General features: G+C 63.9%; 14 protein-coding genes. 8 read left to right on the top strand and 6 right to left on the bottom strand.

Going from position 1 to position 16,219, the window contains the following annotated elements:
• Positions 1-12 precede the first annotated feature (12 nt).
• Positions 13-1,215, bottom strand: a complete 1,203-nt coding sequence (locus X730_RS146180) for a mandelate racemase/muconate lactonizing enzyme family protein (RefSeq protein ID WP_023702214.1) — start codon at positions 1,213-1,215, stop codon at positions 13-15.
• Between the two features lies 1 nt (position 1,216).
• Positions 1,217-1,936, bottom strand: a complete 720-nt coding sequence (locus tag X730_RS146185; protein WP_023747506.1) for a FadR/GntR family transcriptional regulator — start codon at positions 1,934-1,936, stop codon at positions 1,217-1,219.
• A gap of 104 nt (positions 1,937-2,040) precedes the next feature.
• Between X730_RS146185 and X730_RS146190 the strand changes: the two genes are divergently transcribed.
• Positions 2,041-2,940, top strand: coding sequence for an SMP-30/gluconolactonase/LRE family protein (locus X730_RS146190; RefSeq protein ID WP_023702216.1), 900 nt, complete (start codon positions 2,041-2,043; stop codon positions 2,938-2,940).
• A 37-nt stretch (positions 2,941-2,977) separates the two neighbouring features.
• On the opposite strand, the gene X730_RS146195 is transcribed toward X730_RS146190, so the two are convergent.
• Positions 2,978-4,522, bottom strand: a complete 1,545-nt coding sequence (locus X730_RS146195; protein ID WP_023702217.1) for a helicase HerA-like C-terminal domain-containing protein — start codon at positions 4,520-4,522, stop codon at positions 2,978-2,980.
• A gap of 349 nt (positions 4,523-4,871) precedes the next feature.
• Between X730_RS146195 and X730_RS146200 the strand changes: the two genes are divergently transcribed.
• From X730_RS146200 to X730_RS146210, 3 genes are all read left to right on the top strand, one after another.
• Positions 4,872-6,314, top strand: coding sequence for a methylmalonyl-CoA mutase subunit beta (locus X730_RS146200; RefSeq protein ID WP_023709822.1), 1,443 nt, complete (start codon positions 4,872-4,874; stop codon positions 6,312-6,314).
• Positions 6,311-8,431 carry a methylmalonyl-CoA mutase gene (gene scpA / locus X730_RS146205; protein WP_023684565.1) on the top strand — a complete coding sequence of 707 codons (2,121 nt, stop codon included), beginning with the start codon at positions 6,311-6,313 and terminating at the stop codon, positions 8,429-8,431. Before X730_RS146200 ends, scpA begins: the two co-directional genes overlap by 4 nt.
• 64 nt (positions 8,432-8,495) lie before the next feature.
• The gene (locus tag X730_RS146210; protein WP_023702219.1) at positions 8,496-8,732 is read left to right on the top strand and encodes an AbrB/MazE/SpoVT family DNA-binding domain-containing protein; all 237 of its coding nucleotides are present in this window, start codon (positions 8,496-8,498) and stop codon (positions 8,730-8,732) included.
• A gap of 7 nt (positions 8,733-8,739) precedes the next feature.
• Here X730_RS146210 and greA read toward each other — a convergent pair whose 3' ends face one another.
• Positions 8,740-9,213 carry a transcription elongation factor GreA gene (gene greA, locus X730_RS146215; RefSeq protein ID WP_023702220.1) on the bottom strand — a complete coding sequence of 158 codons (474 nt, stop codon included), beginning with the start codon at positions 9,211-9,213 and terminating at the stop codon, positions 8,740-8,742.
• A 138-nt stretch (positions 9,214-9,351) separates the two neighbouring features.
• Between greA and X730_RS146220 the strand changes: the two genes are divergently transcribed.
• Positions 9,352-10,707 carry a TIGR03808 family TAT-translocated repetitive protein gene (locus X730_RS146220; protein ID WP_023826771.1) on the top strand — a complete coding sequence of 452 codons (1,356 nt, stop codon included), beginning with the start codon at positions 9,352-9,354 and terminating at the stop codon, positions 10,705-10,707.
• On the opposite strand, the gene X730_RS146225 is transcribed toward X730_RS146220, so the two are convergent.
• Positions 10,700-11,704: an asparaginase gene (locus X730_RS146225; RefSeq protein ID WP_023826770.1), complete on the bottom strand. Its 1,005-nt coding sequence runs from the start codon at positions 11,702-11,704 to the stop codon at positions 10,700-10,702. The two genes, X730_RS146220 and X730_RS146225, sit on opposite strands and share 8 nt — an antisense overlap.
• Before the next feature lie 28 nt (positions 11,705-11,732).
• Positions 11,733-12,899, bottom strand: a complete 1,167-nt coding sequence (locus tag X730_RS146230; RefSeq protein ID WP_023698158.1) for an acetyl-CoA acetyltransferase — start codon at positions 12,897-12,899, stop codon at positions 11,733-11,735.
• A gap of 189 nt (positions 12,900-13,088) precedes the next feature.
• Between X730_RS146230 and betI the strand changes: the two genes are divergently transcribed.
• Genes betI through X730_RS146245 form a run of 3 tightly spaced genes read left to right on the top strand, consistent with a single transcriptional unit; the run spans position 13,089 to position 16,218 of the window.
• A complete protein-coding gene (betI, locus tag X730_RS146235) occupies positions 13,089-13,679 on the top strand; it encodes a transcriptional regulator BetI (RefSeq protein ID WP_023670745.1) in 591 nt (196 codons plus the stop codon).
• An 8-nt stretch (positions 13,680-13,687) separates the two neighbouring features.
• Entirely contained in the window at positions 13,688-15,217 is a 1,530-nt protein-coding gene (gene betC, locus X730_RS146240) for a choline-sulfatase (protein WP_023826769.1), read from the top strand.
• On the top strand, positions 15,214-16,218 hold the full coding sequence (locus tag X730_RS146245; RefSeq protein WP_023754820.1) for a threonine/serine dehydratase: 1,005 nt from the start codon (positions 15,214-15,216) through the stop codon (positions 16,216-16,218). Before betC ends, X730_RS146245 begins: the two co-directional genes overlap by 4 nt.
• The last annotated feature ends 1 nt before the right edge of the window (position 16,219 follow it).

Below are 16,219 nucleotides of genomic sequence, written 5' to 3'. Positions count from 1 at the left end.
CCTTTGGATTTCCTAGATGTCGGTCTTGTCGGAGACGCGGCGCTGGACGGTGTAGGCCTTGCCGAGGTCGGGGTTGAGCGCCAGCCCCAGGCCCGGTCCAGGCGGCACGGTGATCATGCCGTTCTTCACTTCCGGCAGCGCCGTCACCAGGTCCCGGTACCAGGTGCGGTAGAAGGCGCGCACGCTCTCCTGCACCAGCGCATTGGGCGCATTGAGCGACAGATGCGTCGAGGCGGCGAGCACGACCGGACCGGTGCAGTCATGTGGCGCGACCGGCAGTCGCCAGGCCTCCGCCATCGCGGCGATCTTGCGCGCCTCCGACAGGCCGCCGCACCAGGAGATGTCGAGCATGACGATGCCGGCAGCCCCGGTTTCGAGCAGGTCGCGGAAGGCCCAGCGGCTGCCCAGTGTCTCGGAGGCCGAGATCGGCGCCGGGCTCACCGCCTCGTAGCGTTTCAAGTCACCGAGGCTGTCCATGCGGATCGGGTCCTCGTGCCAATAAGTGGCATAAGGTTTCAGCGCGCCGGCGATCTTCATGGCCGGCAAAAGCTGCCACATCGAATGGAACTCGACCATGATGTCGATCTTGTCGCCGACGGCGCGGCGGATCTTCTCGAACGGCTGCAGCGCCGATTTCAGGTCGGCCGCCGAGATGTCATTGCCACGCGTCTTTTCGGCGGCGTGATCGAACGGCCAGATCTTCATGGCAGTGATGCCGTCCTCGAGCAGTTCCTCGGCCAACTCGCCGGCGCGGTTGAGGAAGCCGTTGAGATCGTCGTAGTCGCGCCCGGCGCCGATGCCGTAATTGGCCGTCGTCTGGCCCTTGGCGTCCTTGATGTATTCGGTGCCGGCGCAGGTGTTGTAGGTGCGGATGGAGCGACGGCTGAAGCCACCCAGAAGCTGAGCGATCGGCTGGCCTGTGACCTTGCCGAAAATGTCCCACAGCGCGATGTCGAAGGCCGAATTTCCGCGCACCTCCGCGCCGCTGGAGCGGAAGCCGAGATAGCCGACAAGGTCGGCGGATAAAAGGTCGATCTCGAGCGGATCGCGGCCGATCACGCGTGGCGCGACATATTCGTGCAGATACGCTTCGACGGTGCGCGACAGGAAGAAGGTCTCGCCGAGCCCGGTGATGCCCTCGTCGGTATGGACCTCGACCCAGAGAAGGTTGGGCCGCTCCTCGATGCGAATGGTCTCGATCGCGGTGATCTTCATGTCAGGCGATTCCCGCGTCGAGGAGCGCCTTGACGCTCTTGTCGAAATGTTGCGCCATGTGCTCGACGGCGAGCCGCGGATCGCCCTTGAGGATCGCCTCGGCTATGTCCTCGTGCCCCTTGATCATCTTGAGCTGGTCTTCGCTGGAGGGGCGTGTCCGCCAGCCGATCACCCAGGTGCGGCGCGTGACCCCGCTGAAGGCGGTGACGATCAGCGAGAAGACCGGGTTGTGCGAGGCCGCCGCGATCGCCTCGTGAAAGGCGATGTCGTGCTCCATGACGATCTCAGGGTGCTGGAAATTCTCACGCATCAGCCTGGCGGATTGCGCGATTGCCGCGGCTTCCGCCTCGGTGCGGCGGAGCGCCGCCAGCGCCACGGTGCGCATCTCGATCGTGCGTCTGACATCATAGACCTGATGCACGCTGATCTGCTGCGTGGTGATGCCGTGCTCGATCACCATCGACATGGCGCCGGTGTCGAGCTTGGCGACGGTGGCGCGGCGCCCGGCGCTCATGTCGATCAGGCGCATTGCAGAAAGCGACCGGAACGCTTCGCGCACGACGGTTCGCGAGACATTGAGCTGGCGCGTCATGGCCGCTTCGCTGGGCAGCGGATCGCCGGCCGCAAGGCCCTCCGAGCGAATGTGCTGGGTGATCGCCTGGATCGCCGTGCTCACAAGGCCGGGATTCGGCTCAGCCGCTGTCTCCGTCGGATCCTGCATGTCTCTCCCTAAACCTGTATGACAGGTTGTTATTCAGTTGCTGATAATTCATCCGAAAGATATATGTCAAGCGTGTTCTGGATGCGCTGGTCTGGAGGAACCGCATGGACGATATGAACGCTGGCCTGCTCTTCGATGCGCGTGATGTCGTCGGCGAGAGCCTGATCTGGGACGACCGCTGCGACCGGCTGGTCTGGATCGACATTATCGGCCGCAGGATCCACAGACTGGATCCGCTGACCTCAGTTCACGAGTCCTGGGAGACACCCGATCTGGTCACCTCGATCGGCCTGCGCACCGATGGCGGCGCCATTGTCGGCCTCAGGAACGAGATTGCCTTGTGGGACTTCGGCGGGAAGTTCCGAACGATTGCGACGATCGAGCCGGACAGACCCGACATCCGGCTGAATGAAGGCGTCATCGCGCCCGATGGGTCATTCTGGGTCGGCACGATGGCCAACAACATCGGACCGGATGATGCGCCCGTCGCCATCACGCAGGAGGCCGGGCAGCTGTTTCGGGTTGCTCCCGACGGCCGCGTGACGCGCCTGTCCGACGACCGCTTTGGCATCACCAACACCATGGCATGGACACCGGACGGTCGCTTCATCACCGCCGACACAATGAAGAACGAACTCTACAGCTATGCTTGGGACAGGACCGCATCGCGGCTTGAACACCGGCGCCGGTTTTTCGGGGCCTTCGAGCGGGGCCTGCCCGACGGCTCCTGCATGGACGCCGAAGGCTACATCTGGAACTGCCGGGTCGTCGGCGGCAGCTGCCTTGCTCGCATCGCGCAGGACGGCCGACTGGATCGGATCGTCGAACTACCCTGCTCCTGGCCGACAAGCTGCGCCTTTGGCGGCGCCAAACTCGATACGCTGTTCGTCACCTCGGCGCGCTTCACGATGACGGCGGAGCACCTTGACGCGCATCCGAACGAGGGCGGCGTTTTTGCGCTCCGGCCGGGAGAACGAGGCCGACCGAGCAACCGTTTTGGTTAGGTGCCCGCCATGCGGCATTCTTGCGGGCTGATGCCTTTTACCGCCCCCTGGACAGGCTGCCCAGAATCCCGCGCACGATCGCGCGGCCGACCGACGAGCCGACCGAGCGCACCACCGCTTTGATCGCGGCTTCGGCCACCGTCTGGCGGTTGGACGGCCGTGGTGCAGGGGCGCGGCGACCGCCTGATTGCTGCGGCGGCGGATCGTCATTGCCGAAGCCCGGAATGGTCCAGCGCGAGCGCCCGCTGTCGGCCTGCTGCGCCTGCTCGTCCTGCGCATCCCTGGCTTTCTTCTGCAGCATCTCGAAGGCCGATTCGCGGTCGATGGTCTGGTCGTACTGGCCGGCGACCGGGCTCTGGTCGATCAGCTTGCGGCGCTCGTCCGCTGTGATCGGGCCAAGCCTAGACGATGGCGGCCGGATCAATGTCCGCTGCACCATGGACGGCACGCCCTTGACCTCCAGCGTCGAGACCAGCGCCTCGCCGGTGCCGAGCTGGGTGATGGCGGTGGCGCAGTCGAAATCGGGATTGGGCCGGAAGGTGTCGGCGGCGGTCTTGACCGCCTGCTGCTCACGCGGCGTATAGGCGCGCAGCGCGTGCTGCACACGGTTGCCGAGCTGGGCGAGAACCTTTTCAGGGATGTCCAAAGGGTTCTGCGTGACGAAATAGACACCGACGCCTTTCGAACGGATCAAGCGAACCACCTGCTCGACGCGGTCGATCAGCACCTTCGGCGCATCGTCGAAAAGCAGATGCGCCTCGTCGAAGAAGAACACCAGCTTCGGCCTTTCGGGATCGCCGACCTCGGGCAATTCCTCGAACAGCTCCGACATCAGCCAGAGCAGGAAGGTGGCGTAGAGCCTGGGGTTCATCATCAATCTGTCGGCAGCGAGCACGCTGATGGCGCCGCGGCCGTCGCGGGTGGTGCGCATGATGTCGGCGATGCGCAAAGCCGGTTCGCCGAAGAAATGCGCCGCGCCCTGCTGTTCCAGCACCAGAAGCGTGCGCTGGATTGCGCCGACCGACGGCTTGGTGACATTGCCGTAGCGCGAGCTGATCTCGTCGGCGCGCGCTGCGATGTTGGCCAGCAGTGCTTGCAGATCCTTCATGTCGAGCAGCAGCAGGCCATCCTCATCGGCGATGCGGAAGGCGATGTTCATGATGCCTTCCTGCGCTTCGGAGAGGTTCATCAGCCGCGACAGAAGCAGCGGCCCCATTTCCGAGACGGTGGCGCGGATCGGATGGCCCTGCTCGCCGAACAGGTCCCAGAAGATGACCGGGAATTCCTGGAAGTCGTAAGGGTCGAGCTTGACCTGCTCGGCCCGCTTGACCAGGAAATCCTGCGCCTTGCCCATCATGGCAATGCCGGACAGGTCGCCCTTGATATCGGCGCAGAACACAGGCACGCCGGCATTGGAAAACCCCTCGGCCAGGATCTGCAGGCTGACTGTCTTGCCGGTGCCGGTGGCGCCGGTGATCAGGCCATGGCGGTTCCCATATTGCAGCAAGAGCTGTTCGGCGCGCTGATAGCTGTCGTCGGGCTTGCGGCTGGCGCCGAGGAAAATGCTGGTGTCGTCAGCCATATGACCATGTCTCCGCAAACTGATGTGTTAAAAGCCTGTGGCCGTGCCGCAGGGTATAGTCAGGCCATTGCGCAGCGACAATGCTATTCTCCAATTGGGCTATCCATCCAGTTGGCTATTCATCCAGATTGGGCCAATCGTCTAAATTGAACCAATCCTCCAAATCGGTTTTTGGAACTTGCGGATTTTGCCGCTGTTTGGCAATCGTTCCATGGTTCGTCCACGCAGGCTGCCCTATGTCAGGGAAGCGAATCCCAACCGCGCAAGCGCATTGCATTGCGATATCTGGCAGGGAACCGTAGACTGGACGGCTGACGCTGGTGCGGCCGCATAAAAACGAGGAACATGGATGGGCGCCGGAGCCTTGACCAGGAGCATCGAACCCGCTGACGTCGAGCGCCAGCGTTGGCTGGCCTTGGCCGAAAAGGCGCTCGCCGGCGCCTCCTTCGAGGAAAAACTGGTCTCACATACCGACGATCAGATTCGCATCGAACCGCTCTACGATCGCGCCGCCGGCGCCGAGCCGCTTGTGCGCGCCAACCCCAAATTGCCCTGGATCGTCAGCCAGCGCATTGACGATCCCGATATCGGCCGCGCCAAGGCGCAGGCCCTGGACGATGTGGCACAAGGCGCGACGGGATTGTCGCTTGTCTTCGAGGGTGCTCCGAATGCGTTCGGCTATGGCCTGCCAAGGACGGCGCAGGCGCTGGAAACGGTGCTGGATGGCGTACCGCTCAACCGCACGCAGATCCGCATCGACGCCCATCCCTGGAGCCGTGCCGTCGCCGACTGGCTGGTGGCGTTCCTGAGCAAGCGCCGCTCCGACCCGGCAAAGCTGAACCTCTCCTTCGGCATCGACCCGGCGGCAATCTTTGCCGGAACCGGCCGGCTGCGCATGTCGATCGAGGCGTTGCAGGCATCGATGCCGCAATCGCTGGCGCATTTCTTCTCGCTGGGCGTGCCGGGTGTGCTGCTGGAGGCCGACGGGCGGGTGTTCCACAATGCCGGCGCCACGGAAGCGCAGGAACTCGGCACCATGCTCGCTTCCGCCGTGTCATACCTCAGGATGTTCGAGGATGCGCGCCAGCCGCTTGTCTATGCCGCTCCCCATATCGGCTTTGCGCTGAGCGTCGACCAGGACCAGTTCCTGTCGATGGCCAAGGTCCGGGCCTTGCGCAGGCTGTGGGCGCGCATCCAGGAAACCTGTTCCATCCCGGCATCGACAGCCAACATCCATGCCGAGACGTCGTTCCGCATGATGACGGCGGCGGATCCCGAAACCAACATCCTGCGCACCACCATCGCCAGCTTTGCAGCGGCAGCAGGCGGCGCGGACTCGATCTCCATCCTGCCACACACCGTCGCCCTCGGGCTGCCGGCCGGCTTTGCCCGCCGCATCGCCCGCAATGCGCAGTTGATCATGGCCAATGAAAGCCATATCGACCATGTCGCCGACCCAGCATTTGGGTCGGGCGCAGTCGAGGCGCTGACCCTGGGCCTGTGCGAAGCGGCGTGGGAAGAGTTCCAGCGGATCGAAGCGGAAGGCGGCGTTCTGGCAAGCCTGCAGCAAGGGCATATCCAGAAGCGCGTCAAGGCAGCATCCGAGCGCCGCGCCGAGGCCTACCGGTCGGGTGAACGGGCAATCATCGGCACCACGCTTTACCCGCTGAAAAACGATGCCCCGGTCGAGACGCTGGCGGCTGAGCGGCGGCCGCCTTTCACAGAGGGCGTGGCGGTGTGCGAGGCGCTGTTTCCGGTCCGCATCGACCAGGCAATCGGAGCCGCACAGTGATCCCGGATTTCAGCCACATTGGCTGGTCGGCGCCACGGCGCGCGCCGGTCGAGGTCAAGGGCCAGCGGCTGACGCCGGAAGGTATTGCCGTCAAGCATCTCTACAGCCAGGGCGATCTCAAGGGGCTGCCGCATCTCGACACCTATCCGGGAATGCCGCCCTTCGTGCGCGGTCCCTACCCGACCATGTATGTCCAGCAGCCGTGGACGATCCGGCAATATGCCGGCTTCTCGACGGCCGAGGAATCCAACGCCTTCTACCGGCGCAATCTCGCCGCCGGCCAAAAGGGCCTTTCGGTCGCTTTCGATCTGCCCACCCATCGCGGCTATGACAGCGACCATCCGCGCGTTGCCGGCGATGTCGGCATGGCGGGCGTGGCCATCGATTCCATCCTCGACATGCGGCAATTGTTCGACGGCATTCCGCTGGGCGAGATGACGGTGTCGATGACCATGAACGGCGCGGTGCTGCCGATCATGGCGCTCTATATCGTCGCGGCCGAAGAACAGGGCGTTGCTCAGAAGGATCTCGCCGGCACCATTCAGAACGACATTCTGAAGGAGTTCATGGTCCGCAACACCTACATCTATCCGCCGAAGCCCTCGATGCGGATCGTGTCTGACATCTTCTCCTATACCTCCCAGCACATGCCGAAGTTCAATTCGATCTCGATCTCCGGCTATCACATGCAGGAGGCCGGCGCGACCGCGGACCTGGAGCTCGCCTACACCATCGCCGACGGCATCGAATATGCCCGCGCCGGCGTCGCCGCCGGGCTCGACATCGACCGTTTCGCCCCGCGGCTTTCCTTCTTCTGGGCGATCGGCATGAACTTCTTCATGGAGATCGCCAAGCTCCGCGCGGCGCGCCTGTTGTGGGCGACCCTGATGCAGAAGAATTTTGCACCGAACGACGAACGCTCGCTGTCGCTGCGCACCCATTGCCAGACCTCCGGCTGGTCGCTGACGGCGCAGGACCCCTACAACAACATCACCCGCACCATGATCGAGGCGATGGCGGCGACGCAGGGACATACCCAGTCGCTGCACACCAACTCCTTCGACGAGGCGATGGCGCTGCCGACCGACCACTCGGCGCGCATCGCCCGCAACACGCAGTTGATCCTGCAGAAGGAATCCGGCACCACCTGCATCATCGATCCGTGGGGCGGCTCGGCCTATATCGAACGGCTGACGCACGATCTGGCGGCGCGTGCGCTCGCCCATATCGAAGAGGTCGAGGCGCTTGGCGGCATGGCGGCAGCAACCGAACAGGGCATTCCAAAACTTCGCATCGAGGAAGCGGCGGCGCGCACGCAGGCGCGTATCGATTCCGGCGAGCAGATACTGGTTGGCGTAAACGCGCATCGCCCCGAGAACGAAATCGACGTCGACGTGCTGAAGATCGACAATGCCGAGGTCAAGGCCCGGCAATTGTCGAAGCTGCAGAACCTGAAAGGCACGCGCAATGTCGGCGCGGTCGAGAGCGCGCTCGATGCGCTGACCCGCGCTGCGCAGGGTAACGAAAACCTGCTGGAATTTGCCATCCGCGCCGCGCGCGCCAATGCCACGGTCGGCGAGATCTCGCTGGCGCTCGAAAAGGTCTTTGGCCGTCACGTCGCCTCGGTGCAAACGATCTCCGGCGTTTATCGCAATGCGCTTGGCGACAATCTGACGGTCGACCGATTGCTGGAGAAGCTCGAAGCTTTCGAGAAGAAGTCCGGCGGCAAGCCGCGCATCCTGGTCGCAAAGATGGGACAGGACGGCCACGACCGTGGCCAGAAGGTGATCGCCACGGCCTTCGCCGATCTCGGCTTCGACGTGACGGTCGGCGCGATGTTCCAGACACCCGACGAGATCGCCAGGCTGGCGGTGGCGCAGGACGTCCATGTCATCGGCGCCTCATCGCTGGCGGCGGGGCACCTGACGCTGATCCCCGAACTACGCGACGCGCTGAAGAAGCTCGGCCGCAGCGACATGCTGATCGTCGCCGGCGGCGTCATCCCGCCGCAGGATTACGGCGCAGTGCTGGAAGCGGGTGCCGCGGAAATCTTCCCGCCAGGGACGGTTATCCCGGAGGCTGCGGATCGGTTGCTGGACCGGCTGCTGGCGGGCTGATTGAAACAGTTGCACTGCTTATCAAAGTTGCGTTGCAATATCGGGCGCAACCTATGGTATAGCTATGAACACCATCATTCACGGACTTGAGGACGGATCGGGCGTTGTAATCCTGCCGCGGGAAACGCTCGACAGCTTGAGCCTGCAAGTGGGCGATGAACTCCAGATCATCGAAACCGACGACGGCATCATCCTAAGGCCGGTGCCGTGTGACGACGTCGAACGGCAAATACGTGCTGCTCGCGATGTCATGGCCAAGTATGAGCCCGCGTTGCGAAAGCTGGCTGTGCAAATAGGGTGAGCTGGCGTCAGGCGTCCGACAGCTTGAGGATTTCCCATTCTTTGCCGTTGACGCTTGCGACGTCGCCGACCTTCTTGCCGAACAGCGCCACGGCCATTGGCGAGACGTGTGAGATGCTGCCCTTTGAGGGGTCGGCCTCGTCCTCGCCGACTATCTTCCAGTGCACTCTCTTGCCGTCATCGCCTTCCAGCGTGACACCCATGCCGAAGCGCACCTGGTCGCTGCCCGGTTCCGGCACGGAAAGCTCGGCGCTTTCGCGGCGCGCTGTCCAGTAGCGCAGGTCGCGCGAGACAACGGCAATGCGCTCGCGATCGGCTTTTCGCTCGGCTTTCGCCAAAATGTCGCGCAGATCGGCCAGATTGTCCTCGATCATCGCCAGGCCGCGCTCCGTCACCAGATTGCGGTGTTGGCTGATCGGCCGCTCGCCGATGCCGGCAATGGCGTTTTCGCTGTCTTCCTCGCGGGTAAAAGCTCTGCTCATCGGATAAACTTAGGCCCGCTTCCGTGACTGCACAAGCCACTTGCCGGACCAGGTCATTGGCCGGACTATGGCCGAGCGGAGACCTATGCGGCTGGCCCAATTCCTGCGATCAGCCGGATGATCGCAAGGGATGTGCCGATGTTGAACAGACGAACGCTTCTGAAGGGGACGGCCGGCTTTGCCGTGCTCGGCCTTTCGGTGGGCAACGCCTTGACGAAAACGGCGGTGCGCGGCTCGATCAACGCCGCCGAGCTTGGCGTGGAGCCGGACGCACCGGACGACCAGAGCAAGGCCTTCGCCAGGATGCTAGCCGAGGCCAGCGACCGCAACGCGCCGGTGTTCCTGCCGCCGGGCACTTATGTCGTGTCCAACCTGACCCTGCCCGCCCGCGTCAGGCTTTCGGGCGTGCCGGGCGCCTCGCGCATCCTCTATGGCGGCAATGGCCATTTGCTGACGGCCGAACAGGCCGAGCTAATAGAGTTCACCGCATTGGTCTTCGACGGCGCCAACGGCGGGTTGGCCGACGATGCGCAAGGCCTGCTCGACCTGCGCCGCGTCGCCCATCTCGTCATCGACAATTGCACGATCACCGGCAGCGGCAAGCATGGGCTGGCGCTGGAGCATGCGTCGGGCCGCGTCGAGCGCTCCGAGATTTCGGGGGCTGCGGACGCCGGCATCTACTCCGTCGAGGCCGCTGGCCTGGCGATATCCGACAACACCGTATCCGACTGTGGCAATGGCGGCATTCTTGTGCATCGCTGGCAGCAGGCCGAGGACGGCACGATCGTCAGCGGCAACCGCGTGCAGCGGATCGGCGCGCGCAGCGGCGGCACCGGGCAGAACGGCAATGGCATCAACGCATTCCGTGCCGGCAATGTCTCCGTCACCGGCAACATCGTCTCGGACTGCGCCTTCTCGGCGATCCGCGCCAACAGTTCCAGCAATCTGCAGATGACCGGCAACACCTGCTCGCGGTCGGGCGAAACGGCGCTCTATTCCGAATTCTCCTTCGAAGGCGCCATCATCGGCAACAACATCGTCGATGGTGCCGCTAACGGCATCTCGATCGTCAATTTCAACGACGGCGGCCGTATGGGTGTCTGCTCGAACAACATCGTGCGCAACCTCTCGGCCACCGGCCCCTACCCCGCCGACGCGCCGGGCTTCGGCGTCGGTGTCAGCGTCGAGGCCGACACCACCGTCTCGGGCAATGTCATCGAGAACGCGCCGCTCTACGGCATGCAGATCGGCTGGGGCGCTTATATGCGCAATGTTGTGGCGACGGGAAACATCATCCGTCAGGCCGGAACCGGCATCGCCGTCACTGTGGTAGAAGGCGCTGGAAACGCCATCATTTCCGACAACGTCATCGACGGCGCCAAGAACGGCGCCATCATCGGCCAGCGCTGGGCCGAACCGGCAACCGGCGACCTCGCGCGGTCAAGCGTAAGCGGCTATGCGCATCTGACGGTCGAGCGAAACAGGGTCAGCTGAGCGTCGTCGTCGGCCGCAGCGAGCCGACCTTGGCGCCAATGCGGCTTTCGATCGGAGGATTGGCCCGCTCCAGAAGGTTCGCCGCCAGTGCGCCGTCGGCGCTGAGAAGTTTTGCCAGCACAGTGGCAATCATCACCTCGGCGGCGCGGCCGGCGCCGTCATCGCATTTTAGCGCGATGCCGAGGCCAAGCTCCGGAACGGCAGCGCAATAGACACCCTCGGCGCCCGTCTTGACGAATATGCGGCCGGGCGCGGCCTGCATCAGCGCCACATCCACTTTGCCGGTGCCGGCGACCAGGAAAGGCTCGGCCATACAGGCAGACAGCAGGCGTTTGGCCGCCTTGGCGCGCTCAGGGCCAAAGCTCCTGCCCGTCGCCATGCGGGCAAAGCCAAGGGCAAAACTTTTCAGCGGCACGGCATAGGTGGGAATCGAGCAGCCATCGGTTGCCCGGTGATCCGCATCGTGGGCAGCGCCGGTCACCGCCTGCATGGCGTCGCGCACCATCTCCTGCAAACCATGGCCTGCCTTGACGTAGCCTTGGTGGGCAATCCCTGAGTGCACGCAGGTGCAGAGAAATCCGGAATGCTTGCCCGAGCAATTGTTGTGCAGTGCGTTCGGCGAGACGCCTGTGCGGGCCAGTGCGATCGTCGCGTCGTGGCTCGACGGCCAATGCGCGCCGCATTCCAGCGCCGACTTGTCGAGCCCGGCCTTGGCCAGCATCGCCTGCGCCAGTTCGACATGCGCGGGTTCGCCCGAATGCGAAGCGCAGGCCAGCGCCAGTTCGCGGTCGCCCAAGCCGTACGCATCGGCAGCACCCGTTTCAACCAGCGGCAGCGCCTGGATCGCCTTGACCGCCGAGCGCGGAAACACCGGCCGCGCCGTATCGCCGATCTCCAGGACAGGCTTGCCGTCACCGTCAAAGATTGCGACAGCGCCGCGATGGGCGCTCTCGACGATCGCGCCGCGCAAGACTTCGACCAGAACCGGATTTGTCATCACCACGCCCCAAAAATACGGGCCGCTTCTACCTGATCCGGTCGAGAATGGAAACGTAGTTGGCGACGGCAGCGCCACCCATGTTGAAGATGCCGCCGAGCTTTGCGCCCGGCACCTGGATGCCGCCGGCCTCGCCCGTCAACTGCATGGCAGATAAGACGTGCATCGACACGCCGGTGGCGCCGATCGGATGGCCCTTGGCCTTCAGGCCGCCCGAAGGATTGACCGGCAGCCTGCCGTCCTTGGCCGTCGTGCCGTCCAGCGCCAGCCTGGCGCCTTCGCCGGGCTTGGCCAGGCCCATCGCCTCATATTCGATCAATTCGGCGATGGTGAAGCAGTCATGTGTTTCGACGAAGGAGAGATCGTCGAGCGTCACGCCGGCCTTTTTCAGCGCCTGGTTCCAGGCCTGTTCGCAGCCTTCGAAGGACAGGATGTCGCGCTTCGACATCGGCAGGAAATCCTGGACATGCTCGTTGGCGCGGAAGGCGACGGCGCGGCGCATCTTCAGCGCCGTCGAGGTGTCGGTCAGCACAAGGGCGGCTGCACCATCGGAGACCAGCGAGCAGTCGGTGCGCTTCAGCGGACCGGCGACGAAGGGGTTCTTCTCGCTTTCCTGGCGGCAGAATTCGTAGCCGAAATCCTTGCGCATCTGCGCGTACGGATTGTCGACGCCGTTCTTGTGGTTCTTGGCGGCAATCATCGCCAGCGCGTCCGACTGGTCGCCATAACGCTGGAAATAGGCCTGCGCGATCTTGCCGAAGACGCCGGCAAAGCCGGCCGGCGTGTCGCCCTCCTCCGGCAGATAGGAAGCTTTCAGCAGGTTCTTCCCGATCTCAGGCCCGGGCGTCGTCGTCATCTGCTCGGCGCCGACCACCAGCACGATGCGGGCAGCGTTTGCGTCGATGGCGCGGATGCCTTGCCGGACCGCGGCCGAACCGGTGGCGCAAGCATTCTCGACCCGCGTCGCCGGCTTGAAGCGCAGTCGGTCGTCGGCCTGCAACACGAGGCTGGCGGTAAAATCCTGTGGGGAAAAGCCGGCATTGAAGTGGCCGAGCACGATCTCGTCGACCTCATCCGGGCCGATGCCGGCATGGTCGAGCGCGTCGACCGCGACCTTGGTGATCAGGCCTTCCAGCGTCTCGCCTTCCAGCTTGCCGAAGCGCGAATGCGCCCATCCGACGATGCATGCGGTCATGGCAACCTCCGTTTGCCGCAAGCCTAACATGTCTAAGCGCGGCATTAGCCTCTAATATTGTTCAACAGTGAACTGTTTTCCAGTCCAAGGGATGGGCCAGAGCGACATGATCGGTTGATCCGAGCGCGAGTTTTTTATTGATTGATCCGTCAATAAAAAATAATCTCTGTTTTGATCTGGATCTCCCCAATGCCGAAAGTCGGAATGGAACCGTTGCGCCGCAAGGCGCTCATCGACGCGACGATCTCGGCGATCGGCGAGCGCGGCTCGCTTGATGTGACCATGTCGGAGATCGCCGGACGTGCCGGTGTATCCTCAGCCCTCGCCCATCATTATTTCGGCGCCAAGGACGAGCTCCTTCTGGCGACAATGCGGCACATTCTGGCCGAACTGACCATCGACATGCGGCGTGCCCTGCAATCCGCCGGCTCGCCGCGCGAACGCGTCTCGGCGGTGGTCGCCGTCAACTTCTCCGACATCCAGTTCCGGCCGGAAACCATCGCGGCCTGGCTCGCCTTTTATGTCGAGGCGCAGAAATCATCGGCCTTGCGCCGGCTGCTCAGGGTCTATGCGCGGCGGCTGCATTCCAACCTGATGAGCGGACTGATCGGCATACTGCCGCGCAACGAAGCCGACCGCGCGGCGGAAGCGGTCGCGGCGATGATCGACGGGCTGTACATCAGGCGCGCGCTGAAGGACGGCGTGCCGGATGCTCAAACCGCGATCGCGCTGGTCGAAGATTATCTCGAAATCAAACTCGGCGGGCGACAGACACAGTGACAGCCTCAGTGATATCAAGGCGACCCAACATCCTGATCGTCATGGTCGATCAGCTCAACGGCACGCTGTTTGCGGACGGGCCGGCGGACTTCCTGCATGTGCCGCATCTCAAGGCGCTGGCCGCACGCTCGGCGCGCTTCGGCAACAACTACACGGCCTCGCCGCTTTGCGCGCCGGGCCGCGCCGCCTTCATGAGCGGGCAATTGCCGTCGCGCATCCAGGTCTATGACAACGCCGCCGAATTCGCTTCCTCGATCCCGACCTATGCGCATCATCTGCGCGGCGCCGGCTACTACACTTGCCTATCGGGCAAGATGCATTTCGTCGGCCCTGACCAGTTGCACGGTTTCGAGGAGCGGCTGACCACCGACATCTATCCCGCCGATTTCGGCTGGACGCCGGATTACCGCAAGCCCGGCGAGCGTATCGACTGGTGGTATCACAATCTGGGCTCTGTCACCGGCGCCGGCGTTGCCGAGATCACCAACCAGATGGAGTATGACGACGAGGTCGCCTTCCACGCGGTGCAAAAACTTTACGATCTTGCCCGCACCTCCGAGGACGAGGCCAGCCGGCCCTGGTGCCTGACGGTTTCCTTCACCCACCCGCACGACCCCTATGTCGCACGGCGGCAATATTGGGATCTCTATGAAGACTGTCCGGCGCTTGAGCCGGAGGTGGGATTCATCCCCTATGCCAATCAGGACCCGCATTCGCAGCGGCTCTACCGGGCCAGCGACTACGACAGTTTCAACATCACACCCGAGCAGATCCGCCGCTCGCGGCGCGGCTACTACGCCAACATCTCCTATCTCGACGACAAGGTCGGCGAGATGGTGTCGGTGCTGGAACGCACGCGCATGCTGGACGACACGGTCGTCCTGTTCTGCTCCGACCATGGCGACATGCTTGGCGAGCGCGGCCTGTGGTTCAAAATGAACTTCTTCGAAGGTTCGGCGCGGGTGCCGCTGATGATCGCCGGCAAGGGTATTCCTGCCGGGCTGGTCGAGGCGCCGGTCTCCAACCTCGACGTGACGCCGACACTGTGCGATCTCGCCGGCATCGACATCTCTGCCATCGCGCCGTGGACCGATGGCCAGTCGCTGCTGCCGTTGCTTGATGGCGGACAGCGCACCGCGCCGGTGCTGATGGAATATGCCGCCGAGGGCTCCAACGCGCCGTTGGTGGCGATCCGCGACGGCCGCTACAAATTCATCCATTGCGAGATCGACCCGCCGCTTCTGTTCGATCTCGAAGCCGATCCGCAAGAACGCACCAATCTTGCCGCCGATCCGGCGCATGCCGATCTGGTGGCCGCCTTCACAGGAGCCGTGCGAGCGCGCTGGGACATGGCGGCCTTCGATGCCGCGGTGCGCGTCAGCCAGGCGCGGCGCTGGGTGGTTTATCCCGCGCTGCGCAACGGCACGCATTACCCCTGGGAGTTCCAGCCACTGCAGAAGGCGTCGGAACGCTACATGCGCAACCACATGAACCTCGACAATCTCGAGGAACAGAAACGCTTTCCGCGAGGCGAATGATGACAATTGTCCCCTCCCTCGAGCACCTCAGACAGGCCTATGCCGTGACGTCGAAGGCGACGCAGATCACGCCTTTGCTGGAATCGACAGCCTTGGCCAAGGAGACGGGTGCGGCCCGCGTCTTCATCAAACCGGAATCGCTGCAATGGGCGGGATCGTTCAAGGTGCGCGGGGCCTATTGGCGGTTGAAGCGGCTGTCGCCGGATGAGGCCAGAAAAGGCGTCGTCGCCTACTCCTCCGGCAATTTCGCGCAAGGGTTGGCGGCTGCCGGCCAGGCGCTCGGCATTCCCGTCACCATCGTCATGCCGATCGACGCGCCGGCCGCCAAGCGCGATGCGACCGCAGGTTATGGCGCGCGCGTCGTGCTGACCGATCATGGCGAGCGCGCCCGTGAAGAGGTCGCAGCCGCCAAGGCCCGCGAGATTGCCGAGACCGAAGGGCTGGCGTTGCTGCATCCATTCGACGATCCGGAGATCGTTGCCGGCCAGGCCGGCGCCGGGCTCGAAGCGCTCGAACAACTCGAGGCAAAGGACGCCAGTGCCGACCTTCTGTTCTGCTCCGTCGGCGGCGGCGGACTGATCGGCGGCATGTCGCTCGCCTTCCACTATCTGTCGCCGGCAACCGAGATCATCGGCGTCGAGCCGGAAGGCTTCAACGGCATGGGTGCATCGCTAGCGCATGGCGCTATCGAGACCATGCCGATCGCGCCGAAATCGATTTGCGACGGGCTGATGTCGCGGCGGCCGGGCGACGCGCCGTTCGCGGCGGTCAAGACCGCCGGGGTGCGCGGCATCACCGTCGACGACCAATCGGTTAGGCGAGCGATGAAGATCGCCTTCGAACGGATGAAGCTGGTGCTCGAGCCGTCAGGCGCCGCCTCTCTGGCGGCGCTGCTCGGCGGCAAGGTGGATGTGGCGGGTAAAACGGTCCTGGTCATGGCTACCGGCGGCAATGTCTCTCTCGCCGATTTTATTTCGCATATGAACGATGGGCGCATGTGAA

It is taken from the genome of Mesorhizobium sp. L103C131B0 (genome assembly GCF_000502275.1).
In the GTDB taxonomy this organism is placed as follows: domain Bacteria; phylum Pseudomonadota; class Alphaproteobacteria; order Rhizobiales; family Rhizobiaceae; genus Mesorhizobium.
The sequence above is the reverse complement of the archived record's forward strand: the minus strand, read 5'-3'. Positions and strand labels throughout refer to the sequence as shown.

Coding starts and splice junctions, on each gene's coding strand:
- X730_RS146210 (WP_023702219.1), top strand. CDS start 8,496: ATGAACACCATCATTCACGGACTTGAGGACGGATCGGGCGTTGTAATC.
- X730_RS146195 (WP_023702217.1), bottom strand. CDS start 4,522: ATGGCTGACGACACCAGCATTTTCCTCGGCGCCAGCCGCAAGCCCGAC.
- X730_RS146185 (WP_023747506.1), bottom strand. CDS start 1,936: ATGCAGGATCCGACGGAGACAGCGGCTGAGCCGAATCCCGGCCTTGTG.
- X730_RS146225 (WP_023826770.1), bottom strand. CDS start 11,704: ATGACAAATCCGGTTCTGGTCGAAGTCTTGCGCGGCGCGATCGTCGAG.
- X730_RS146230 (WP_023698158.1), bottom strand. CDS start 12,899: ATGACCGCATGCATCGTCGGATGGGCGCATTCGCGCTTCGGCAAGCTG.
- betI (WP_023670745.1), top strand. CDS start 13,089: ATGCCGAAAGTCGGAATGGAACCGTTGCGCCGCAAGGCGCTCATCGAC.
- greA (WP_023702220.1), bottom strand. CDS start 9,213: ATGAGCAGAGCTTTTACCCGCGAGGAAGACAGCGAAAACGCCATTGCC.
- X730_RS146190 (WP_023702216.1), top strand. CDS start 2,041: ATGGACGATATGAACGCTGGCCTGCTCTTCGATGCGCGTGATGTCGTC.
- X730_RS146200 (WP_023709822.1), top strand. CDS start 4,872: ATGGGCGCCGGAGCCTTGACCAGGAGCATCGAACCCGCTGACGTCGAG.
- X730_RS146180 (WP_023702214.1), bottom strand. CDS start 1,215: ATGAAGATCACCGCGATCGAGACCATTCGCATCGAGGAGCGGCCCAAC.
- X730_RS146220 (WP_023826771.1), top strand. CDS start 9,352: ATGTTGAACAGACGAACGCTTCTGAAGGGGACGGCCGGCTTTGCCGTG.
- X730_RS146245 (WP_023754820.1), top strand. CDS start 15,214: ATGATGACAATTGTCCCCTCCCTCGAGCACCTCAGACAGGCCTATGCC.